This is a genomic window from Microbacterium sp. AG790 (genome assembly GCF_003634765.1).
Classification (GTDB): Bacteria; Actinomycetota; Actinomycetes; order Actinomycetales; family Microbacteriaceae; genus Microbacterium.
On sequence record NZ_RBWZ01000012.1, the window covers coordinates 76,948 to 100,248 of the forward strand.

Genomic DNA, 23,301 nt, shown 5'->3' on the forward strand with positions numbered 1-23,301 from the left:
CGCTCGTCCGTCCCGTCATGTCGCTTTCGCCGACGCGAACCGGCGAGAGGGGACGGATGAGCGCCGTCAGAGACCCTGCCAGGCCGGCTTGTTCGCGTAGGCGTAGCGGTAGTAGTCGGCGTGCTCCAGGCGGGATGCCGCGGCCTCGTCGACCACGACGGTCACGTGCGGGTGCAGCTGGATCGCCGAGCCCGGCAGCGACGACGTCACGGGGCCTTCGACGGCGCCCGCGACGGCGGCGGCCTTGCTCTCGCCGAAGGCGAGGAGGAACAGGTGACGGGCCGAGAGGATCGTGCCGAGCCCCTGGGTGATGCAGTGCATGGGCACCTCGTCGATCGAGGCGAAGAAGCGGGCATTGTCGCGTCGCGTCTGCTCGATGAGCGTCTTCACGCGCGTGCGCGATGCGAACGAGGAGCCGGGCTCGTTGAAGCCGATGTGACCGGAGGTGCCGATCCCGAGGATCTGCAGGTCGATGCCGCCCGCGTCGGCGATGGCCCGCTCGTAGTCCTCTCCGGCGTGCGCGATGCTCGCGAGATCGCCGTTCGGCGTGTGGATGCGCTCGGGATCGAGACCGAGCGGCTCGACCACCTCCGTCGTGATGACGGAGCGGTAACTCTGCGGATGCCGCGGATCGATGCCCACGTACTCGTCCAGCGCGAACCCGCGCACCCGCGACACGTCGGTGCCGGCGAGCCGGGGCCGCAGCGCCTCGTAGACGGGGAGCGGGGTCGACCCGGTCGCCAGCCCCAGCACCGCGTCCGGGCGGGCCGCGATGAGGCGGACGATCTCGTCGGCGACGAGCGCCCCGGCATCCGCGGGCGAGGGGACGATGACGACTTCAGCCATGGAAAACAGCCTCCTGCTCGGATTCGGCGCCGAGGATGGCGGCGCCCAGTGCTGCGGCGGGCGATCCCGGCGGCAACAGATCGACGCGCTCGCTGAGCCGCAGCGACCGCAGGAACGGGGATGCCGCGGCGCTGGTGTCCAGTTCGGCGAGCACGGGCCTCAGCATACGGTCGCCGAGCGCCGTGACGCCTCCCCCGAGCACCACGGCGTCGACATCGGTGGACAGCACGATCACGCGGATCGCCGACGCGACGCCGTACGCGAGCCCTCGGCGCAGCTGCACGGCGAGCGGGTCGCCGGCGTCGGCGGCGTCGAACACGTCGCGCACGGGCAGCGCGGCGGGCCGGCCCCATCGCTCCGCGACGGCGGCTCCCCCGCTGAAGGCCTCGATGCAGCCGCGCTGTCCGCAGCGGCAGAGGGGTCCCGTCGGATCGACGGAGATGTGTCCGACCTCCCCCGCGGCTCCGTGGACGCCCCGCCAGAGTCGGCCGCCGTGCACGAAGCCGGCGGCGATGCCGGTGCCGAGATTGAGGTACGCCATCGACGGCAGCGTGTCCGCACCGCGCAGCACCGAGGCACCGACGGCAGCGGCCTTGACGTCGTTCTCGGCCCGCACCGGAATGCCCAGGCGCGGCCCCAGCGCGAGGGCCAGATCGAGCTCGTCGATCCCGAGGTTGACCGCATGGGTGACCACCGCGCCTCCCGACGCGACCTGACCCGGCATCCCGACGCCGAGCGAGGTGAAGGCGGCAGGGGGCATGCCGACGGCGGCAGCCAGCTCGTCCACCGCGTCGAGGATCGTCGTGATCACGGCATCCGCGCCCCACCCGGTCGCCCGGCGCACACGAGCGAGGATCCGCTGATCCGCCGCGTCGCCGCCGCGCGGGTCGGATGACGCGACGACCACGGCGTCGGTCTTGGTGCCCCCGACGTCGAATCCGAGTCGCATCAGCCCTTCACCGCTCCCGACACGAGACCGCTGGTCATCTTGCCCTGCACGATGAGGAAGAAGATGATCACCGGAATGGCCATGAGGGTCGAGCCGGCCATGACGACGGCCCAGTCGGTCGCCTTCGTCGCCTGGACGAAGCTGCGCAGCCAGATGGGAAGCGTCTGCGCCTCGGGGCGGGTCATGATCACGAGGGCGAAGATGAACTCGTTCCACGCCTGGATGAACGCGAAGATCCCGGTGGAGACCAGTCCCGGCGCGAGCAGCGGGAACGTCACGCGCCAGAAGGCCTGTGCCCGGCTGCACCCGTCGATCATCGCCGCCTCCTCGAGGTCGGCGGGGATGCCGTTGACGAACCCGCGCAGGGTCCAGATCGTGAAAGGCAGCACCATGGCGATGTAGACCGCCGACAGACCGATCACGGTGTTCAGCAGGTGCCACCCGTCGAGCACCCGGAAGGTCGAGATGATCATCGCCTCGGCGGGGATCATCTGGATCACGAGGATCGCGACGATGAAGCTCTTGCGGGAACGGAAGCGGTAGCGCGAGACCGCGATGGCGGCGAGGAAGGCGAAGACCAGAGCCGCGGCGACGGTCAGCACGGTAACGGCGAGCGAGACCCACAGCGCCGGGACGAACCCGCCGTCCCACGCGGCGCGGAAGCTCTGCAGGGTGAACTGGTCGGGCCAGAAGTGCGGCGTCTCGCTCTTGACGGCCGAGCCGGGCAGGAAGGCGGTGTTGACCATCCAGTACACCGGGAAGACCGAGCAGACGAACACGACGACGGCGGCGAGGTTGAGGAGCACACGCCCGGTGGCGCGTCTCGTGCGGGCGCTCATCAGTCGTCCTCCGAGGTCAGCATGGTGCGGATGTAGTAGGCGGAGATGGCGAGCAGCACGATGACGAGGATCACTGAGATCGCCCCTCCCGAACCGAGATCGCCGGTGGCCATCGAGACGCTGTAGATGTAGACGCCGATGGTGTTCGTGTCGGCGCGGATGCCGCCGACGGTCTGCAGCGCATAGATCTGTGCGAACACGCGCAGGTCCCAGATCACCTGCAGGATGAGCAGCACGACGAGGATCGAGCGGATGTAGGGCACGACGATGAAGCGGAACCGCTGCCACGCGCCCGACCCGTCGAGGGATGCCGCCTCCAGCACCTCGTCGGGCACCTGCGAGAGTCCGGCGTAGGTGGAGAACGCGACGAACGGGATCGCGCCCCACGTGATGATGATCGCCGCGACGCCGAAGAAGCTGAGGGGGTCGGACAGCCAGCTGTGTCCGATCCAGTTCTGCCCGGTGATCCGCGTCAGCGCGTAGTTGACGAGGCCGTAGGACGTGTCGAAGATCCAGCCCCACACGATGGTGCCGGTGAGCGCGGGCATCGCCCAGGCCAGCAGTAGCCCCACCGAGACGACGGTGCGCATCACGCGGCCGAGTGAGGTCATCATCAGCGCGATCGCAACCCCGAGCACCATGGTGGCGGCGGCACAGACCACCATCAGACCGAAGCTGCGGGCCAGGACGACCCAGAACTCGGAGTCCGTCAGGACACGCACGTAGTTGTCGAACCAGACGAAGGTGGGCGGCTTGCCGAAGATCTGCTCGCGCCCGTACTTCTGGAACGACATGACGATCAGCTGCACGAGGGGCCAGCCGATGAAGATCAGCAGCATCGTCAGGGCGGGAAGCAGCAGGACCAGCGGCGTGCGGTCCCGCCGCCGCCGACGCGGGGATGCCGCGGGCGCGGGAGTGGCGGTCATGCCGGCCGTCCTTTCGTGTGTGTCGGGGTTTCGTGTGTGTCGGGGTTTCGGGTGTGTCGGGGCGTCTCGACTCGCCGCGCTCGCTCAACGACCGGTGGGCGAGATAGCCCTCCCGGTCGTTGAGCGAGGAGCGGAGCGAGGAGTCGACACGCAGACGAGTCGATACGCAAACGGGTCGAGCGGGCTCAGCCGTTGAGGATGGAGTCGATCCGCTCGTCCAGAGCCGTGGCGAGCGTCTTGACGTCACCGCCGGCCGCGACCTGGACGAAGAAGTCCTGCAGCAGGCCCTTCGCCTCCACGTCCGCCCACTTCGGCGAGGCCGGCGTCAGCTTCGCGTTCGCGGCGGCATCCGAGATGATCTTCGCGAGTTCCGGAGTCGCCGCGGCGACCTGGCTGCCGAGGGACTTCTTGGCGGGCACGAGGCCGGCCTTGGCCAGCAGCGTCTGGTAGTCGTCGCTGAGCATGATCTCCAGCGCGCTCTTGGCGAGCTCGGGGTGGGCCGACTTGGCGGAGATGCCGATGTTGGAGCCGCCCGCGAACACCTGCGCGGCGCCTCCGTTCTTGCCCGGCAGCGCGTAGAAGCCCACGGTCTTGGTCAGGGCGGTGTCGGCCTTGTTCTCATCGGCGACGATCGACCAGTACGCCCAGCTGGGCGCCGACAGGGTGGCTGCCTTCTCGGTGCGGAACGGAACCCAGGCTTCGGTCTCGTCGCCGTCCTTCGGGGCGAGCGAGGCCGTGGTCATCAGCTGCTGCACCTGCTCGATGCCCTTGACCGAGGCGTCGCTGGACATCTGCGCCTCCCACTTGCCGTCCTTCTGCACGGCGATCTCGCCGCCGTTCTCCCAGATGAAGGGCAGCGCGTTGTACCAGTCCTTGCCCGGGAAGTAGACGCCCGAGACGCCGGGCAGAGCCTGCGCGAGCTTCTTGCCGTTGGCGACATACTCGTCGAGGGTCGTGGGCACCTGGACGCCGGCGGTGGCGTACTGGGCCGTGTTGTAGAACACGATGCGCGCACCGGAGTAGTACGGCGCTGCGTACAGCTTGCCGTCCCACGAGCCGGCCTCCACGAAGCCGGGCAGCAGGTCGTCGCCGCCGATGGTGTCCTTGATGTCGGAGATGTCCAGCAGTGCTCCGCTGGAGGTGAACGCGGGCGACTGGGTGTTGCCCATCTCGACGATGTCGGGCGTGTCGTTGGAAGACAGGCTCGTGGTGAGCTTGTCGACCAGGCCCGTCCACTGCTGCTCCTCGATGACGAGCGTCGAGCCCGGATTCTGGGCTTCGAAGGTCTTCACGAGATAGTCGCGGGCATCCTGCGGCGTGTCGGTGCCGTTCAACCACACGCGCAGCTGGGCCGGCGCCGGAGTGCCGGAGGCGTCGTTGCCGCCCGAGTCTCCGGCCGCGCAGCCGGCGAGAACGACAGCCGAAACGCCGAGGAGCGCGAAGGCGCCGAGCTTCTTGTTCATGGTGTCTTCCTTTGTCTCTCTTGGTGGTGTCGGGGCGCTGTGCCCCGCGGTGATGGGGTCAGGACACCCCGAGTTGTCCGGACAGGACCATGACGGCCGCGCCGCGGAGGACGATGTCCTCCCCCTGCGCCGTCATCCGCACCTGGACGCCGTCGTGGAACGAGGCGAGCGTCCGCGTGCGCAGAGTCTCGACGGTCGCGGTCGCGAGGGTTCCGTCGAGAAGATCGGGCCTGCCGGAGAGGATGATCTCCGACAGATCGAGCACGCCCACGATCGGGGCGAGGGCGATGCCGAGGCGCTCGCCGGCGTCGCGCAGCACGGCATCGCGGTCCGCGCCGGGCTCGGCCACGCGTGCGTCCAGGGCCGGAACCGACAGCCAGGCCTCGAGGCAGCCTACCTTGCCGCACACGCAGCGCGGGCCGCCGTCCGTGCCGACGGTGACGTGACCGATCTCTCCGGCGGCGAAACGACTGCCGGCCATGGGCTGGCCGCCGGCGAGCAGACCTGATCCGACGCCTCGGCCCACGCGCACCAGCAGCACGTCATCGGCTGCCCCGCCGAAGGTGTACTCGGCGAGCACCGCGGCGTTGGCGTCGTTGGCGACGAGCACGGGCAGGCCCAGGTCGGCGCGCAGGGCCGCTTCCAGGTCGACGCCCTGCCAGCCGAAGTTCGGCGCCGTGAGAACGACGCCGCGATCGTCCACGATGCCGGGACTGCCGACGCCGACGCCGAGCACCGGGGCATGCGCGTCGGCCACGAGGCGGCGCGCGAGCTCCCTGACGGCGCCGAGGATGTCGGCGGGGTCGGTCGGCACCGCAACGTCCCGGCGCGCGACGATCTCTCCGTCGAGCGTGAGGATCGCGCCGAGGAAACGATCGGAGCCCGAGAGGTCGAGCCCGACGATGCGATGGCCGTCCCGGTCGAGGTCGACGAGGATCGCCGGCTTTCCCGGCCCCGTCACCTCGCGCATCCCGCGTTCGGCCACGTAGCCGTCGTCGATGAGCTCGGCGACCAGATCGGAGATCGTCACCCGGGTCAGACCCGTCTCACGGGAAAGGTCCGCGCGACTCATGGCACCCTGGTGGAAGAGGGTCTGCAGCACGAGCGCGCGATTGTGCGCCCGCGCATGCTCCGGCAGCACCTTCGCTGCGTGGCGCAGTGCGCGACCCGCCACGATGGAGCGGGCCGGCGATGTCGCCTCGACGGCGCCGCGCGGGAGATCAGATCCGGACATGTTTGTTAGTAGACCTTACGAAAGCCGCATCCGCAAGCATCGACGTGGATTCGGAAGGACGATTTACAAAACTGTTACATTGCACGACGCCCGACCAGAGGAGAGAACTTGTTGACCGTCACGACACGGACCCGCCGCCTCGCCGCGATCCTCCTGACCGCCGTAGCGTTCGCCGGCCTCGTCGGGTGCGCCGCCGACGGCGGGACGGGCCCCGCGCCGTCGGGCGGCGACACCCAGACGACGAGCCAGGCGTGCGAGACGGTCCGCGCGAGCGTCCAGGACGCCGCCACCCAGGTGCAACGCCTCGACCCCGGCGACCCGTCGTCGGCGGTGGCGGCATTCGACGAGGTCGCCGCCCGCCTCGACGACGCCGCGCAAGCGGTGGGCAACCGCAGCGTCGCCGATCTGCTGCCGCCGCTGCGATCGGGCTTCACGACGGCATCCGCCGACCTGTCCGCCATCGCGGGCGGCGACCTCTCCCGCCTGGCGTCGCTGCAGAGCGCCGCCGCGCAGATCCAGTCGGCACTGAGCGCGTTCGCCGCCGCGTGCCCGACCCCCTGACCCTCGGCACGCGCGTCGGCAGCCGCCGATGGACACCTCTGCCGGCGATCGGCGTCCATCCCGTACCATAAGAGAGCGCGGCCGCGCAGAACACGGGGGTGTTTCGGTGACCGATCCTGCAACGGGACGAGAGGCAGAGGGTTCGCCCGACGCCTCCTCAGCGAGCCCCGCGACCGCCGCGACCGCCGTCCTGGACGGCCCGATCGACGCGATCGACGGTGCACAGCTGCCACCCGAAGACGCCCCTCCCGTGCAGTGGGCACCCGCAGAACCCTCGCCCAAGCGCAAGCGACGCCTGTGGTTGTGGATCGGCGTCCCGGCCGCGCTCCTCGCCGCGGGAGTCGCCACCGCATCGCTCGTGCTCATCGCCCCCGGAACGGCCGTCGCCGGAGTGCCGGTGGGCTTCATGACCGCGGGTGCCGCCACCGACGCGATCAACCAGCGCCTGGGCGCGACCACGATCGTCCTCGGCGACGGCGGTCCGACCGTCACCGCCGCGCAGCTCGGCGCGGCCGTCGATGCCCGCGGCCTCGCCGAATCGGCCTTCGACGCGCGGCCGATGTGGAACGTCACGCAGTGGTTCGGCGACAGTCTCGACGCGCCCGTGACGCTCGATGCCAACCGGGCCGACGCCGCCCTCCGCGCTGCACTGCCGTCCGCCTTCACGGCTTCGGTCCCGGCGCAGGTGTCTTTCACCGGCACGTCCTACGCCGTCACGCCGGCCGTCGCGGGCACGGGTCTCGACGTCGACGCGATCGCCGCAGCCCTCCACGACGCGTTCGTCGCGGGAACCGGCACCGTGACCGTCTCGGCCTCCCCCGTGCCGGTCGCCGCACCGGCCAGCAGCGAGAAGGCCCAGTCCACCGCCGATCAGCTCAACGCCATGCTGCAGACGATCGGCTTCTACGTCGGCGAGGAGCGCACCGTGCCGGTCGATCCGGCCACGGCCGCGTCGTGGCTGAAGATCACGCCCGACGCATCGGGAACGTTCTCCATCACCGCGGATGCCGCCAAGATCCAGGCTTCCGTCGATGCCCTGCCCGCGGCCGTCAACCGCGCCCCCGCCAACGGCACCGTCATCACCAACTCCGACGGAACGGTGCTCGAGACCAGCGTCCCCGGCGCCGATGGCCGCACGCTCGGCGACACGAGCGCGGTGGCGAAGGAGTTCGCCGCGCAGCTGACTGCCGGCAAGGCCGCTTTCGTCCTGCCGGTGACCTTGACCCCGGCATCCACCGTCACGCTGCAGCGCCTGCTCGAGGTGAACCTCAGCGAGCAGATGCTGTATCTGAAGGAGAACGGCGGCGTCGTCGACTCGTGGCCGATCTCCAGCGGCGTCGCGGCGTCCCCGACATACACGGGGCATTTCCGCATCAACAGCCACATCCGCTCGCAGACGATGACCAGCACCGACCCGAACAACCCGTACTGGAACTACGACGTCCCCAACGTCGAATGGGTCATGTACTTCAACGGCGACGAGGCGTTCCACGGGGTCTACTGGCACAACAACTTCGGCACGGCGCAGAGCCACGGCTGCGTCGGCATGCCCAACTACCGCGCCAAGCAGATCTACGACTGGTCTCCCACGGGCGTGGACGTCTGGATCCACGACTGACGCACGTTTCGCACGTCAGTCGCTGCGCACGCCGCAACGAGAACGGCCCGGGTGTCGACCCGGGCCGTTCTCCGTATCCGCTTGTCGATCAGAGCGCGTCGATGACCGCGTTGAGCGTCGCGGAGGGGCGCATCACGGCGGAGACCTTCGCCGCGTCGGGGTGGTAGTAGCCTCCGATGTCGACCGGGTGACCCTGCACCCCGTTCAGCTCAGCGACGATCTGCTGCTCGGCCGCGGCGAGCGTGTCGGCGATGGGGGCGAACGCCGCGGCGAGCTGCGCATCAGCCGTCTGGCGCGCCAGCTCCTGGGCCCAGTACAGACCGAGGTAGAAGTGGCTGCCGCGGTTGTCGATCGTTCCGAGCGAACGCCCCGGCGAGCGGTCCTCCTCGAGGAAGGTGCCGGTCGCGGCATCCAGGGTGTCGGCGAGGATCTTCGCCTTGGCGTTGCCGGTGAACTCGGCGAGGTGCTCGAACGACGCCGCCAGCGCGAAGAACTCCCCGAGCGAGTCCCACCGCAGGTAGTCCTCCTCCAGGAGCTGCTGCACGTGCTTGGGAGCGGAGCCACCCGCGCCGGTCTCGAACAGACCACCGCCCGCGAGCAGCGGGACGATCGAGAGCATCTTGGCCGAGGTGCCGACCTCGAGGATCGGGAACAGGTCGGTGAGGTAGTCACGGAGCACGTTTCCGGTCACCGAGATCGTGTCCTCGCCCTTGCGCAGGCGCGCGAGCGTGTAGCGGGTCGCCTCCTCCGGGGGCAGGATCACGATGGTGATGTCACCGGTGTCGAGCGTCGCGAGCGCCTGGTGCACCTTGCCGATGAGCTGGGCGTCGTGGGCGCGGTTGACGTCGAGCCAGAAGACGGCGGGCGCGCCGGTGGCACGAGCGCGGGTGACGGCCAGGCGCACCCAGTCCATGATCGCGATGTGCTTGGCCTGGGTCGCGCGCCAGATGTCGCCCTTCTCGACGTGGTGCTCGATGAGCACCGTGCCGGCGGAGTCCAGCACCTCGACGACGCCGTCGGCGGGGATCTCGAAGGTCTTGTCGTGGCTGCCGTACTCCTCGGCGGCCTGCGCCATGAGGCCCACGTTCGGCACGGTGCCGATCGTCGCCGGGTCGAGGGGACCGTTGGCGATGACGTCGTCGATCACGGCCTGGTAGACGCCGGCATAGGACGAGTCGGGGATGACGGCGATGGTGTCGTCTTCGGCGCCGTCGACGCCCCACAGCTTGCCGCCGTTGCGGACGAGAGCGGGCATCGACGCATCGACGATGACGTCGGAGGGCACATGCAGGTTGGTGATGCCCTTGTCGCTGTTGACGTAGCTGAGGCGCGGGCCGGTCTCGAGGTCCTGCGCGATGCGGGCGGAGATGGCCTCACCGTCGGCGAGCTCGCCGAGGCCGGCGAGGATCGATCCGAGCCCGTTGTTGCCGTTGAGCCCCGCGGCGGTCAGCTGGGCACCGTACGTGTCGAACACGTCGGCGAAGAAGGCGCGCACGACGTGACCGAAGATGATCGGGTCGCTGACCTTCATCATCGTGGCCTTCAGGTGCACGGAGTACAGCACGTTCTCGGCCTTGGCCTGCGCGATCGTGTCGGCGAGGAAGGCGTCGAGAGCCTTCGCCGAGAGGAACGTGGCGTCCACGACCTCGCGCGGCAGCACCTTCAGCCCCTCCTTGAGAACCGTGACCGTGCCGTCGACGGCGGTGTGACGGACGCTCAGGACGTCATCGTGAGCGGCGATCCAGCTCTTCTCGTTGCTCTTGAAATCGTCGCGGCCCATCGTGGCGACGCGGGTCTTGGATCCTGCCGCGAAGGGCTTGTTGCGGTGCGGATGCTTCTTGGCGTAGTTCTTGACCGCGAGCGGCGCACGGCGGTCACTGTTGCCCTCGCGCAGCACGGGGTTCACGGCCGACCCCTTGATGCGGTCGTACCGGGCGCGGATGTCCTTCTCCTCGACCGTCGACGCGTCGTCCGGGTAGCCGGGGATGTCGTAGCCCTGCGACTGCAGTTCCGCGATCGCGGCCTTCAGCTGCGGGATGGATGCCGAGATGTTCGGCAGCTTGATGATGTTGGCCTCGGGGAGGGTGGCGAGTCCGCCGAGCTCGGCGAGGGCGTCGCCGACCTGCTGCTCGGGCGCGAGGCGCTGCGGGAAGGCGGCGAGGATGCGACCGGCCAGCGAGATGTCGCGGGTGTCGATCTCGACGCCCGCCTGACCGGCGAAGGCCTTCACGATCGGCAGGAACGACGCCGTCGCCAGCGCCGGCGCCTCGTCGGTGTGGGTGTAGATGATGGTGGACTCGGGCACGTGTGATCTCTCCGTCGTGAGCGTCGTCGTGGGCGTCGTGGTGAGCGTCGCGGGGTCGTCTCCAGGCTATCGCATCGACAGAAACTATCTTGACGTCAAGATAATTCTCGGCATGCGCCACGGCATCCTCGTCGGCACGCGCGGCACTGCGTGTTTTCTCACCATTCGGAGGGTGCCGACCACCCTCACCCCCGGGGTAGCCTGAGGGCATGACCGAGCTGCGCCTCGAGGAACTGTCCGCCGCGACGATCGTCGCCGTCAACACGATGTCGCTCAAGCCGGGGCAGGAGCAGTATCTCGCCCCCACCAGCTATGCCGTCGCGGGCACGGTGGCAAACCCCAGCACCGCCTGGCAGCGCGTGGTGCTCGACGGCGACGAGGTCGTGGGCTTCGTGAGCGCGAACTTCGATCCCGACGCGCCGAGCGAACACTTCCGCTCCGTGCTCTGGCGCATCAACGTCGACGCCGACGACCAGGGCCGCGGGGTCGGCCGCTTCGCCGTCGAGCAGCTCCTCGAAGAGGCCCGCACCCGCGGCATGGACCACGTCCACGTGATCTACGAGGAGGGACAGGGCGGCCCCGACGCGTTCTTCCGCAGGGTCGGGTTCACGCCGGTCGGTGAGACCGAGTTCGGCGAGGTCGTCGCCGAGGTCCGCTTCTAGGAGCAGCACGGCCGCGCGACGAGAATCCGCTCGCCGCCTCTGTTTGTTGCCAATCTCCACAAAACTCTTGCGTCGGCGACGCCGACCGCTCTATCGTGATCACCAGCTTCGCTCGAAGCGCTTCGACACGACAGAGGAGTCGGCATGGCACGCATCGATGAGGTGGCCGCGGCTGCCGGCGTGTCGATCAGCACCGTCTCCTACGCGCTGAGCGGCAAGCGCCCGATCTCCCCCGACACCCGCCGCCGGGTCGTCGACGCGGCGCACCGCCTCGGATACGCGCCGAACGCGGGGGCGCGCATGCTCGCCGGACGCGTGACGCACATCTTCGCCCTGACCGAGCCGCTGCGCCGCGAGACCCACGCGCCCACCCACATGTCCTTCGTGCTCGCCGCCGCCGTGGCCGCCCGCCGACACGACTACGACATCCTCCTGCTGACCGATCAGCAGGCCTCCGAGGGGATGCATCGGGTCACCGCATCGGGACTCGTCGACGCGATCCTCGTCCTGGACGTCGCCCCCGACGACGAGCGCGTCGAGATCGCCCGCGCGATCACGACCCCGACGGTGTTCATCGGCATCCCGGACGACCACGAGGGAGTCGACTGCGTCGACCTCGACTTCGAAGCGGCCGCTCGCCTGGCCGTCGACCGGGTGGCCGACGCCGGCCACCGGCAGATCGCCCTCATCGGTCAACCCGAGAGCACCTACCGACTCTCGAACTTCCCCCCGCGCGTTCGCCGGGCCGTCGCCGCCCGCGCCGACGAGCGCGGGCTGACGCACACGTTCGCCACGACCGGAGACGTCGTGACCGAAACGGATGCCGTGCGCACCGCCGTCGGCGATGCCATCGACGCCGGTGTCAGCGCACTGCTGCTGCACGGTGTCGACGACATGCACGCCGCCGTCCTCGCCGCCCTCGGCGAACGCGGGCTCAGGGTGGGCGAGGACATCTCGATCGTGTCGATCGCCGCCTCCTTCGACACCACGAAGCTGCCGATCCAGGTCGACACCATCCCCCTGATCCCCGAGGCCTCGTGCGATCTCGCCGTCGACCTCGCCCTGGCAAGGATCGACGATCCGCGCCGTCCGACCGGCATCCACCTCCTCGCACCCGTCTACCGCGACGCGGGCTCGGTGACCGCACCCCTGCACATCTGACCCCTCCCCCGGAAGCGCTTTCGTTCGCTCCTCATCGAAGCGCTTCGACACCTTCAACTGAACACCGCAACCACAGACCGGGCCGATGACGGCCCACCGAAAGGAGTGCCGTCGATGGCACGCATCACCGGGCGGGCGCGGGTACTGACCGCCGCCGCCGTTCTCACCGCCGCAGCACTGGGCGTCAGCGCCTGCTCGTCCTCCGGCGACACCGGCGGTGGCAGCACCGACGGCGCCGGCCAGACCCTGAAGCTCTGGCACTACGAGGGCGCGGACAGTGCGATGGGCAAGGCGTGGGCCGAGGCCATCACCGTCTTCGAGAAGGAGACCGGCGCGAAGGTGGAGTTCGAGGAGAAGTCGTTCGAACAGATCCAGAAGACGGCCAGCCAGGTGCTGGACACCGACGCCGCCCCCGACGTCATGGAGTTCAACAAGGGCAACGCGACCGCGGGCTTCCTCGCCTCCACGGGACTGATCAGCGACATCTCCGACGCGGTCGCCCAGTACGGCTGGGCCGACAAGCTGGCGCCGTCGCTGCAGACCACTGCCAAGTACACCGAGAAGGGCGTCATGGGCGGGGACAAATGGTACGGCGTGCCCAACTACGGCGAGTTCGTCGGCGTCTACTACAACAAGAACGCGTTCGCCGCGGCGGGCCTGCAGATCCCGACCACCTACGACGAGTTCGTGAAGGTGCTGGACGCGTTCGTCGCGAAGGGCATCACCCCGCTCGCAGAAGCAGGCGCCGAGTACCCGCTCGGACAGCTCTGGTACCAGCTGGCCCTGTCCAAGGCCGACCGCGGCTGGGTGAACGACTACCAGCTCTACAAGAACCCGGTCGACTGGCAGGGCGCGGAGACGACCTACGCCAGTGACACCCTGAAGGACTACGTCGCCAAGGGCTACATCGCGAAGGACGTCTCCTCCATCAAGGCCGAAGACGCCGGAGTGGCCTTCATCAACGGCACCTCCCCCATCTTCGTATCGGGCTCGTGGTGGTACGGACGCTTCACGGAGCAGGCGACCGGGTTCGACTGGAGCATGCAGGCCTTCCCCGGCTCGAAGCTCTCGCTCGGCTCCTCGGGCAACCTCTGGGTCGTGCCGGAGAACGCGAAGAACAAGGACCTCGCCTACAAGTTCATCGACATCACGATGCGGCCCGAGATCCAGGCCATCATCGGCAACAACGGCGGCCTGCCCGTCTCGGCCGATCCGAAGGACATCACCGACGCGAAGAGCAAGGACCTCATCTCGACGTTCAACGGCATCCTCGGCCAGGACGGACTGTCGTTCTACCCGGACTGGCCCGCTCCCGGCTTCTACGACGTGATCGTCCAGCAGCTGCAGGGCCTGGTGACGGGCACGCAGGATGCCGCGACGACGAACGCGAACCTGGGGACGGCGTACGACGACGGCACCGCGGACTACCGCTGAGCCCTGTGAGACCCGGTGGGGGCGGCCGACAGCCGCCCCCACCGCCGAACGGAAAGCACCCCCATGTCGTTCACCGCACGCGCTCGCCGCACCCGCGTCATCGACGATGAACCCGCCATCCCGCAGCGCGGGCGCGGCCGCGGCACCTACTGGTTCTACCTGCTGCCGGGCTTCGTCCTGCTGCTGATCATCGTCATCGTCCCACTCATCTGGAACGTCTACCTCACCTTCACCCGCTGGAAGGGAGTGCGCGCACCCGAGTTCATCGGGGCCGCCAACTGGATCAAGCTGGTGGGCGATGAGGCCTTCTGGACCTCGTTCCTCAACTCGGTGTGGATGGTCATCGCGATGGTGATCGTCCCCACGATCATGGGCCTTCTCATCGCCGCTGTCCTGTTCGACGTAGTCGGGCGCAAGTTCGGCGGCAAGGTCGGCAGCTTCCTGCGGGCGACCTACTACCTGCCGCAGATCCTCCCGGTCGCCGTCGCCGGCATCGTGATCGGCTGGATCGTGCGCCCGGGCAGCGACGGCGCCCTGAACCAGCTGCTCGGCGGTCTCGGCATCGCCCCCTACGACTGGCTGGGACAGATGCCGTCCGCCCTTCTCGTGCTCATGGTGGTCCTCGTCTGGGTGCAGATCGGGTACCCGGTGGTCGTCTTCATGGCGGCGCTGCAGCGGGTCGACCCGGAGCTGTACGAGGCCGCCGAACTCGACGGCGCGAACTGGTTCCAGCGCTTCTCGTCGATCACCGTGAGCATCATCCGTCCGGAGATCTTCGTCGTGACCCTCACCTGCACGATCGCCGCTCTCAAGGTCTTCGGCCCGGTCTACGTCATCACCCGCGGCGGGCCGGCCGGAGCGACTCTCGTGCCGTCGTACTACGCCTACCAGGAGTTCTTCACGAAGCGCGACGTCGGCTACGGCGCGACGATCGCCACGGTGCTCACGATCCTCGTCGTCATCGTCTCGATCGTCTTCATCCGGGTGCAGAACTCCCTCGAACGCAAAGAAAGGGCGGGTCTGTGATGGCTGCCGCAACCGTACTCTCCACGACGTCACGCCGCCGCCGCGCCCCGCGGGGTCGGGGCGGCATGGTGACCAAGCGCGGAGTCGACTGGCTGCTGCTGGCCCTCGTCATCGTCGGCGCGCTGCTCATCCTCGCGCCGTTCTACCTCGTGCTCGTGAACTCGTTCAAATCCCCCACCGACTACGCCACCTCCGGCCCGCTCGCCCTGCCGCAGGCACTGGATTTCACCGGCATCACGAAGTTCTGGGAACGGGTCAACTTCCCGCAGAAGGTGTGGAATTCGGTGTTCATCTCCGGCATCGTCGCGGTGCTGGCGGTGCTGATCTCCATGCTCAACGCGTTCGCGATCGGCATCGGGCGCGTCCGCGGGCGCACCTGGATCGTGCTGCTGTTCCTGCTCGCCAACCTGCTGCCGCAGGAGGCGCTGCTGTACCCGCTGTACTACATGTTCAAGTCGGTCGGTCTCTACGACAACGTGTGGTCGGTGATCATCGTCTTCACCGTGGTGCAGGCCGCGTTCGGCACCTATCTGCTGTCGTCGGTGTACGGGACGTTTCCCAAGGAGGTGCTGGAGGCGGCGTCCCTGGACGGGGCCGGACGCTGGAAGATCCTCTGGCGGGTGGTCTTCCCGATCAGCCGCCCGACGCTCTCGGTGCTGCTCATCTTCTTCTTCATCTGGACGTGGAACGAGTTCCTCATCCCGCTGACCTTCCTCGCGTCGAACGCGAACCAGACGGTTCCGGTGGCCATCAGCGTCCTGCAGGGCGACCGCCTCATGGACGTCACCACGACCAGCGCGTCGGCACTGCTGGGCATCGTCCCGACGCTCATCTTCTTCCTCATCTTCCAGCGCACCCTCACCCGGGGCATCACGGCAGGAGCAGTCAAGTAATGAAGTTCACCGACGGGTTCTGGCAGCTACGACCCGGTGTCGCGGCCCTGTATGCGCAGGAGGCGTACGACCTGTGGCAGATCCCCGACACCCCCGACGGCCCCGGCCTGATGATCACCGCCCCCACCGCCGTCATCGCACGGCGCGGCGATGTGCTCAACCGACCGGTGCTGACCACGACGCTCTCCTCCCCCGCCGAAGGCGTCATCCGCGTGCGGATCGCGCATCACACCGGCGCCCCGTGGCAGGGCGGCTTTGCGCTCCCCGGTGCGGGAGGCTCGGCCGAGGGCATCGAGATCACGGACACCGAAGGTCTCGTCCGCGCCGGCATCCTCACCGCTCGCATCAGGGCGGGCGCCCCGTGGGATCTCTCCTTCGAGGTCGACGGCCGCCGGGTCACGGGCAGCGGCCTCAAGTCGCAGGGCTACCTGCGCGTGGCCGCCGACGCGCAGGTCGACACCGGCATCGTCGGCAACGCCCGCGCCGGGGAGCGCCAGAGCGTCGCGCCGGCGTACGTGCACGAGCAGCTGGATCTCGGCGTCGGCGAGCTCGTCTACGGCCTCGGCGAGCGCTTCGGCCCGCTGGTGAAGAACGGCCAGACCGTCGACATCTGGAACGCCGACGGCGGCACCTCCAGCGAGCAGGCGTACAAGAACGTGCCGTTCTACCTGACGAACCGCGGCTACGGCGTGCTCGTCAACGACCCCGGTCACGTGTCGTTCGAGGTGGGCTCGGAGGCCGTCGAGCGCGTGCAGTTCTCGGTGCCCGGCGAGGTGTTGGAGTACTTCGTCATCGCCGGCCCGACCCCCGCCGACGTGCTGGGCCGCTACACGGCACTGACCGGGCGTCCGCCGATCGTGCCCGCGTGGTCCTACGGTCTGTGGCTGTCCACGAGCTTCACGACCGCGTACGACGAAGCCACGATCACCTCGTTCATCGACGAGATGGCGGCCCGCGAGCTGCCGGTGTCGGTGTTCCACTTCGACTGCTTCTGGATGCGCGAGTTCAACTGGTGCGACTTCGAGTGGGATGCGCGCGTGTTCCCCGACCCCGACGGGATGCTCGCGAGACTCCACGCGCGCGACCTGCGCGTGTGCGTCTGGATCAACCCGTACATCGCACAGCGCTCACCGCTGTTTCGCGAGGCGGCGGATGCCGGGTACCTCGTGCGCCGCGCCGACGGCTCCGTCTGGCAATGGGATCTGTGGCAGGCCGGGATGGGGCTGGTCGACTTCACGAATCCCGACGCGGCGGCGTGGTATCAGGAGAAGCTGCGCGCGCTGAGCGCACAGGGCGTCGACTGCTTCAAGACCGACTTCGGCGAACGCATCCCCACCGACGTGGTGTGGGCCGACGGCAGTGACCCGCAGCGTATGCACAACCTCTACACCGAGCTGTACAACCGCGCCGTTCACGACGTCCTCGTCGCCAGCCGCGGCGAGGGCGACGCCGTGCTGTTCGCACGGTCGGCGACCGCGGGCGGCCAGAGCATGCCGGTGCACTGGGGCGGCGACTCGACCTCGACCTTCACCTCGATGGCCGAGACGCTGCGCGGCGGCCTGTCCCTCGCGATGAGCGGGTTCGCGTACTGGAGTCACGACATCGGCGGCTTCGAGGGGACACCGGATGCCGCGGTGTTCAAGCGCTGGACGGCGTTCGGGTTGCTCAGCTCCCACTCCCGCTTCCACGGGTCGGACTCCTACCGCGTGCCCTGGGCCTTCGATGAGGAGGCGGTGGAGGTGACCCGCCGCTTCACCCACCTGAAGATGCGGCTCATGCCCTACCTGCATCAGCTCGGCGTGGATGCCGCGCGCACCGGCATCCCCCTGCTGCGTCCGATGGCCCTGGAGTTCCCGGATGACCCGGCCGTCGCCTACCTGGATCGCCAGTACATGCTTGGCCCGTCGCTGCTGGTCGCGCCGGTGATGTCGGCGAGCGGGGAGGTGGAGTTCTACCTGCCGGACGGCGAGTGGACCTCGCTGCTGAGCGGCGAGCACGTCACCGGCGGGCGGTGGCGCCGCGAGAGCCACGGATTCGACACGCTGCCGCTGTACGTGCGCCCCGGCGCCGTGCTGGCGTGGGGCGCACGCGAAGACCGTCCGGATTATGACTACCTCGACGGCCTCGAGCTGCGGGTGTTCCCCGGCGGCTCCGGCACGCGGGAGGTGGTCGTGACGACCCCCGACGGGCGCAGCGAGACCTTCGAGGTCGACCTCGACACGGCATCCGACTGATCGCCGCGGTTTGACCCGCTTGACCCGCTTGAACAGATGCGGAGATGAGCAACAGATGCGGATGCCGCACGCCTCGGCATCCGCATCTGTTCATCTGGTCCGCATCCGCTCCTCTGGCGGAGGCTCCTCCCCAGGAGCGGACACGAGCAGGTTATGCACGATCGCCCGCAGATGTGTCCGCGGCCGTGCGCGGTGGGCGAGGCTGACACGGTGGGGATCGGGGAGCTGGTGGCGGCGGGTGGCGGCATCGTGCATCGACAGGTGGTGCTCGATGCCGGCATCCGCCCGACGGCGTTGCGGGCAGCCATTGCGGCGGGGGAAGTGCGCCGCGTGCGCCGTTATTGGGTGGCGACGTCCGCGGCCCCGCAAGCCCTGGTGCAGGCCGCCGAGGTCAGCGCCCGACTGGCGTGTGTCTCCGCCGCGAAGCACCGAGGGTGGTGGATGCCGCCGGCCACGACGCTCCGGCCGCACCTGCACGTCCGCGCTCACGCACACCGGCCGCGGGCCGGCGACGCGGCGGTGATGCACTGGGATGCGCCGATGGTGCCGTCGCACCCGCACACCCTCGTGGAGTCGGTGCCCGATGCCCTCGCGCAAATCGCCGGGTGTCTGCCGTACGAGGACGCGCTGGTGGTGTGGGAGTCGGCCGTCCGCCTCGAGCGACTGCCGCTCCCGGTGCTGCGGCGGTACCGCTGGCGCACCCCCGACGCGCGGCGGGTGGCCGCCGACGTCACGGGCCTGAGCGACTCGGGTATCGAAACGCTCTTCGCCTCGCGGATCCGCGCGTTCGGTGTGACGGTGCGCCAGCAGGTGCTGCTGCTCGGACACCGCGTCGACGGCCTCATCGGGGACCGGCTCGTCACCCAGCTCGACGGCTATGCCTTCCACTCCTCGGCCGCCGACCGCGGCCGCGACCTGCACCACGACCGCGAACTGACCGCCCACGGCTACACGGTGCTCCGCTTCACGTACGCCGAGGTCGTGCACCAGTGGCCGCGCGTCGAGACGGCGATCCTCCGCGCGATCGCGCAGGGCCTGCACCTCGCCCGCTGACGCGCCCGCACCGTGCCCCCGCGCGCGGCGACCCGGCGCGCATCAGAAGCGGACCAACGCAACAGAATCGGATGCCGAGAGCCCCGGCATCCGATTCTGTTGCTCATCTCCGAATCTGCGGTTGTGGAGATGGCCGCGTCGGCGGCGTCAGACGAGCGACTGCTTCCAGGCGCTGTGCAGCTGGGCGAACTTGCCCGTACCGGCGATCAGCTCCGCGGGGGTGTCGTCCTCGATGATGCGGCCGTGCTCCATCACCAGCACGCGGTCGGCGATCGACACCGTCGACAGCCGGTGCGCGATGATGATCGCGGTGCGGTCGGCCAGCAGCGTCTGCAGCGCGGCCTGGATCTGCCTCTCGCTGGGGATGTCCAGCGACGCGGTCGCCTCATCGAGGATGAGCACCGCGGGGTCGGCGAGGAAGGCGCGCGCGAAGGAGATCAGCTGACGCTGTCCTGCCGACACGCGACCGCCGCGCTTGTTCACGTCGGTGTCGTACCCGTCCGGCAGCCGCTCGATGAAGGTGTCCGCGCCGACGGCACGGGCAGCCGCGCGGATCTCCTCGAACGTCGCGTCGGGCTTTCCGAGCGCGATGTTGTCAGCGACCGTGCCGCTGAAGAGGTACGCCTCCTGCGTGACCATCACGATGGCGCGGCGGAGGTCCTTGGGGTGCAGCTCCCGCAGATCGACGCCATCGAGTGTCACGGCGCCTCGCGACGGGTCGTAGAACCGTGACACGAGCTTGGCGAGCGTCGACTTGCCGGCCCCGGTCGTTCCCACCAGGGCGATGGTCTGACCGGCGGGGATGTCGAGCGAGAAGTGCGGCAGAATCGTGCGCTCGTCGGAGTAGCCGAAGACGACGTCCCGGAACTCGACGTGCCCCGCGGCCTTCCACAGGTCGACCGGACGTGCAGGGTCGGGAACGGTGGGCTGCTCCTCCAGCACCCCCGAGACCTTCTCGAGGGCGGCGGTCGCCGACTGGTACGAGTTCAGGAACATCGCCACTTCCTGGAGGGGCGAGAAGAAGTTCCGCACGTACAGCACGGCGGCCAGCAGCGTTCCCACCAGCAGCGCCCCGTCCACCACCCGCAGACCGCCCCAGAGCAGCACACCGGCCACGGCGAACGCGGAGACCGCCATCATGCCCGGCTCGAACGTTCCGAACAGGCGCAGCGAGCGCATGTTGACGTCGCGGTACTGACCCGACAGCTCGCCGAACTCCTCGTCGTTGCGCGGCTCCTTGCGGAACGCCTTGACGGCGCGGATGCCGGTCATCGTTTCGACGAACTTGACGATGACCTTCGCGCTGACCACTCGCGACTCGCGGTACGCACGCTGCGAGTTGCGGTAGAACCAGCGCATCAGCAGGTACAGCGGGATGCCGGCGACCGCGAGGATGACACCCGACTGCCAGTCCAGCAGCAGCAGCGCGATCAGGGTGAACGCCCCGTAGAGCACGCCCGAGACCAGCTCGTTCAGGCCCCCGTCGAGCAGCTCGCGGATGGAGTCGAGGTCGCTCGTCTGACGCGAGATGATGCGCCCCGACGTGTAAGACTCGTGGAACTCAAGGCTCAGTCGCTGCGTGTGCAGGAAGATGCGGGTGCGCAGGTCAAGCATGACAGCCTGCGTCAGCCGCGCGGCCACGACCGCGTACCAGCCGATGAGCGCAGCACCGCCGACGCCGGCGAGGAGGTACACGACGACGATGACGATGGTGGGCATCCAGTCGGCATCCTGCATGGCTTGCGGAAGCGCCGTGTTGAGGCCGTAGGCGATCAGAGCGGGGCCGGCCACGCGCAGCGCGGTGGAGATCACCAGCACGACGAGAGCCAGCACGAGCTGCCACCGCAGCGGATCGACGAGCGATCCGAGCAGCCGCAGCGAACGCTGCCGGATGGAACGCGATTCGTCGCGCGTGTAGTCCGAGCGGTCTTCACCGGTGGTTCCGGCGACGGATGCCGTACTCACAGGTTCACCTCCGTCTCCCGCAGGCGGGTGTTCTCTTGTGCTTCGGCATCCTCGAGGCTCGAGATGACGTGCCGGTAGTGCTCGCTGGTGCGCAGCAGCTCGGTGTGGGTGCCGACGGCGGTGATGCGCCCCTCTTCGAGCAGCGCCACCCGGTCGGCGAGGGTGACCGTCGAGGGTCGGTGCGCGATGACGAGGGTCGTCGTGTCGGCCATCACATCGCGCAGGGCGTCCTCCACGAGCGCCTCGGTGTCGACGTCGAGCGCCGACAGCGGGTCGTCGAGCACGAGCACGGCCGGACGGGCCGCGATCGCACGGGCCAGCGCGAGGCGCTGGCGCTGACCGCCCGAGAGCGAGAGCCCCTCTTCGCCGATGATCGTGTCGACCCCGTCGGGCAGCTCGTCCACGAAACCGGCCTGCGCGACGGCGAGCGCCTCACGCAGCACCGCCTCGGCCTGCGCGCTGGCCGGCGCCAGGTCTTCACGACCCAGCAGCACGTTCTCGCGCACGGTCTGGGAGAACAGTGTCGAGTCCTCGAAGGCCATGCCGACGTGGGTGCGCAGCTCTTTCAGGGTGAGGTCGCGGACGTCCACGCCATCGATCGTCACGCGCCCTGCGGTGACGTCGTACAGGCGAGCGGGCAGGGTGGTCAAGGTCGTCTTGCCCGATCCGGTGAGCCCCACGAGCGCCATGGTCTCGCCCGGCACGAGCGTGAGATCGATGCCGTCGAGCAGATCCCGCTCCCGCGCCACGGCATCCTGGTAGCGGAAGTGCACGCCCTCGAACGCGAGTGCGCCGCGCGATGCGCCCAGCACGACGGGCGCGGCGGGATCGGTGATCGTGTTCTCCTCGTCGAACACCTCGAAGATGCGGTCGCTCGCGGTGCGGGCGTCGAGCAGGAACGAGAAGAGGAAGCCGATCGACTCCATCGGCCAGCGCAGCACGGTGGCCATCGCGAAGAACGCGACGAGCTCGGCGATGCCGAGCTGGCCGAGCTGCTGCAGCACGATGCCGACGCCGAGGCACAACGCGAACGCGATCTCGGGCAGCAGCACGAGCCAGAACCAGATCCAGCCGACGGCGCGCGCCTTGCTCAGCTCGGTCTCGCGGAGGGTCTCGGCCTGACGGGTGAACTTGAGGAGGGCATGCTTGCCGCGCCCGAACGCCTTCAGCACCCGGATGCCGTGGACGCTCTCCTCCACGCTGGTCGCGAGGTCTCCGGCCTGGTCCTGGCTCTGGCGCGCGAGCGTGCCGTAGGTCTTCTCGAACCGGTAGCCGGCGTACCAGAGCGGGGCGCAGACGATCAGGAAGGTGACGCCGAGCGCCCAGTGCCAACGGAACAGCAGCGCCATCCCCACGAGGATCGTCAGCAGGTTGACGACGAGCAGGACGATGCCGAAGGCCATCCAGCGCCGCAGCATGCTGATGTCCTGCATCATGCGCGAGAGCAGCTGTCCCGACTGCCAGCGGTCGTGGAACGCGACCGGCAGGCGCTGGAGGCGCTCGTAGAAGCTCGTGCGCAGGTCGTACTCGACCTTGGTCGACGGTGCCAGCACGAACCAGCGCCGCAGCCACACCATGACGGCTTCGAGCAGGCCGAGCACCAGGATGAGAGCGGCGCCCCACACGAGCTGGCTGCGATCGCCGGTGGCGCTCGCTCCCGCGGCGATGGGACCCTGCACGAGCACTTCGAGCACGAGCGGAATCGAGAGGGCGAGCAGACTCGCCACGAGCGCGCTGACGGCGCCGAGCACGAGTCGGGGCAGGACGGATTTGGCGAAGGGATACAGGCGTGCGAGCGCGCGCACCGTCGACAGGCGCGCGGCAGGAGGGGCGAGCTCGGAGGGCGAAGAGGAAGAGGTCATGATCCTTGCGGAGGGGTGGAACGGATGCCGGGGTCACGCGGCCGGCAGGAGGTGACGGGTGGGCGCACGAAGGCGCGGCAGGACGGTGAGGCCCTGTCGGAGGTAACGCGCGGCGGGACGATGCCGCCGAAGGAGGACGCGCGGCGCGTTATCCCCGACCGACTCCGGCGGCCTCGAACGCGGCCGGGGCGGCGTTCGACGGACGGAGGAAGGCGGGCTTCGTGGTGACGATGGCCGTGGACATGGCTTCCTCCAGGGAGTCGGTGAACG

At 69.1% G+C, this 23,301-nt stretch carries 19 protein-coding genes; 10 read left to right on the top strand and 9 right to left on the bottom strand.

The window, feature by feature from the left end; translation table 11 throughout:
- Positions 1–66: 66 nt before the first annotated feature.
- From DEU37_RS13405 to DEU37_RS13430, 6 genes are all read right to left on the bottom strand, one after another.
- On the bottom strand, positions 67–846 hold the full coding sequence (locus tag DEU37_RS13405; RefSeq protein ID WP_121191123.1) for a glucosamine-6-phosphate deaminase: 780 nt from the start codon (positions 844–846) through the stop codon (positions 67–69).
- The gene (locus tag DEU37_RS13410; RefSeq protein ID WP_121191124.1) at positions 839–1,795 is read right to left on the bottom strand and encodes an ROK family protein; all 957 of its coding nucleotides are present in this window, start codon (positions 1,793–1,795) and stop codon (positions 839–841) included. Before DEU37_RS13410 ends, DEU37_RS13405 begins: the two co-directional genes overlap by 8 nt.
- Entirely contained in the window at positions 1,795–2,634 is an 840-nt protein-coding gene (locus DEU37_RS13415; RefSeq protein ID WP_121191125.1) for a carbohydrate ABC transporter permease, read from the bottom strand. Before DEU37_RS13415 ends, DEU37_RS13410 begins: the two co-directional genes overlap by 1 nt.
- Positions 2,634–3,560: a carbohydrate ABC transporter permease gene (locus DEU37_RS13420; protein WP_121191126.1), complete on the bottom strand. Its 927-nt coding sequence runs from the start codon at positions 3,558–3,560 to the stop codon at positions 2,634–2,636. Before DEU37_RS13420 ends, DEU37_RS13415 begins: the two co-directional genes overlap by 1 nt.
- A gap of 185 nt (positions 3,561–3,745) precedes the next feature.
- The gene (locus tag DEU37_RS13425; RefSeq protein ID WP_036289583.1) at positions 3,746–5,023 is read right to left on the bottom strand and encodes an extracellular solute-binding protein; all 1,278 of its coding nucleotides are present in this window, start codon (positions 5,021–5,023) and stop codon (positions 3,746–3,748) included.
- A gap of 58 nt (positions 5,024–5,081) precedes the next feature.
- A complete protein-coding gene (locus DEU37_RS13430) occupies positions 5,082–6,257 on the bottom strand; it encodes an ROK family transcriptional regulator (RefSeq protein WP_061683918.1) in 1,176 nt (391 codons plus the stop codon).
- A gap of 111 nt (positions 6,258–6,368) precedes the next feature.
- On the opposite strand from DEU37_RS13430, the gene DEU37_RS13435 reads away from it, so the two are divergent.
- Both DEU37_RS13435 and DEU37_RS13440 read left to right on the top strand, forming a co-directional pair.
- Positions 6,369–6,818 (top strand): hypothetical protein, encoded by a 450-nt coding sequence (locus DEU37_RS13435; protein ID WP_259457297.1) that lies wholly within the window; start codon positions 6,369–6,371, stop codon positions 6,816–6,818.
- 106 nt (positions 6,819–6,924) lie between these two features.
- On the top strand, positions 6,925–8,436 hold the full coding sequence (locus DEU37_RS13440; RefSeq protein WP_121191128.1) for a L,D-transpeptidase family protein: 1,512 nt from the start codon (positions 6,925–6,927) through the stop codon (positions 8,434–8,436).
- 88 nt (positions 8,437–8,524) lie between these two features.
- Here DEU37_RS13440 and DEU37_RS13445 read toward each other — a convergent pair whose 3' ends face one another.
- Positions 8,525–10,741: an NADP-dependent isocitrate dehydrogenase gene (locus tag DEU37_RS13445; RefSeq protein WP_121191129.1), complete on the bottom strand. Its 2,217-nt coding sequence runs from the start codon at positions 10,739–10,741 to the stop codon at positions 8,525–8,527.
- A 16-nt stretch (positions 10,742–10,757) separates the two neighbouring features.
- On the opposite strand from DEU37_RS13445, the gene DEU37_RS13450 reads away from it, so the two are divergent.
- The 8 genes from DEU37_RS13450 to DEU37_RS13485 all read left to right on the top strand — a co-directional run bounded on the left by DEU37_RS13450 (position 10,758) and on the right by DEU37_RS13485 (position 19,204).
- Positions 10,758–10,946, top strand: a complete 189-nt coding sequence (locus DEU37_RS13450) for a hypothetical protein (RefSeq protein WP_121191130.1) — start codon at positions 10,758–10,760, stop codon at positions 10,944–10,946.
- 4 nt (positions 10,947–10,950) lie between these two features.
- A complete protein-coding gene (locus DEU37_RS13455) occupies positions 10,951–11,403 on the top strand; it encodes a GNAT family N-acetyltransferase (RefSeq protein ID WP_121191131.1) in 453 nt (150 codons plus the stop codon).
- Positions 11,404–11,547: 144 nt separating this feature from the next.
- Complete coding sequence (locus tag DEU37_RS13460) at positions 11,548–12,564, top strand: LacI family DNA-binding transcriptional regulator (protein ID WP_121191132.1); 1,017 nt, start codon at positions 11,548–11,550, stop codon at positions 12,562–12,564.
- A 114-nt stretch (positions 12,565–12,678) separates the two neighbouring features.
- Positions 12,679–13,998: an ABC transporter substrate-binding protein gene (locus tag DEU37_RS13465; protein ID WP_121191133.1), complete on the top strand. Its 1,320-nt coding sequence runs from the start codon at positions 12,679–12,681 to the stop codon at positions 13,996–13,998.
- A 63-nt stretch (positions 13,999–14,061) separates the two neighbouring features.
- Positions 14,062–15,024, top strand: a complete 963-nt coding sequence (locus DEU37_RS13470; RefSeq protein ID WP_121191134.1) for a carbohydrate ABC transporter permease — start codon at positions 14,062–14,064, stop codon at positions 15,022–15,024.
- Positions 15,024–15,917 carry a carbohydrate ABC transporter permease gene (locus DEU37_RS13475; protein ID WP_121191135.1) on the top strand — a complete coding sequence of 298 codons (894 nt, stop codon included), beginning with the start codon at positions 15,024–15,026 and terminating at the stop codon, positions 15,915–15,917. Before DEU37_RS13470 ends, DEU37_RS13475 begins: the two co-directional genes overlap by 1 nt.
- Positions 15,917–18,151, top strand: a complete 2,235-nt coding sequence (yicI, locus tag DEU37_RS13480; RefSeq protein WP_121191136.1) for an alpha-xylosidase — start codon at positions 15,917–15,919, stop codon at positions 18,149–18,151. Before DEU37_RS13475 ends, yicI begins: the two co-directional genes overlap by 1 nt.
- 210 nt (positions 18,152–18,361) lie before the next feature.
- On the top strand, positions 18,362–19,204 hold the full coding sequence (locus DEU37_RS13485) for an endonuclease domain-containing protein (protein ID WP_259457299.1): 843 nt from the start codon (positions 18,362–18,364) through the stop codon (positions 19,202–19,204).
- A gap of 147 nt (positions 19,205–19,351) precedes the next feature.
- Here the strand turns inward: DEU37_RS13485 and DEU37_RS13490 are convergent, their stop codons facing one another.
- Both DEU37_RS13490 and DEU37_RS13495 read right to left on the bottom strand, forming a co-directional pair.
- Positions 19,352–21,169: an ABC transporter ATP-binding protein gene (locus DEU37_RS13490; RefSeq protein WP_121191138.1), complete on the bottom strand. Its 1,818-nt coding sequence runs from the start codon at positions 21,167–21,169 to the stop codon at positions 19,352–19,354.
- Entirely contained in the window at positions 21,166–23,031 is a 1,866-nt protein-coding gene (locus tag DEU37_RS13495) for an ABC transporter ATP-binding protein (RefSeq protein WP_121191139.1), read from the bottom strand. The genes DEU37_RS13490 and DEU37_RS13495 overlap by 4 nt, the downstream gene beginning before the upstream one ends.
- Between the last annotated feature and the right edge of the window lie 270 nt (positions 23,032–23,301).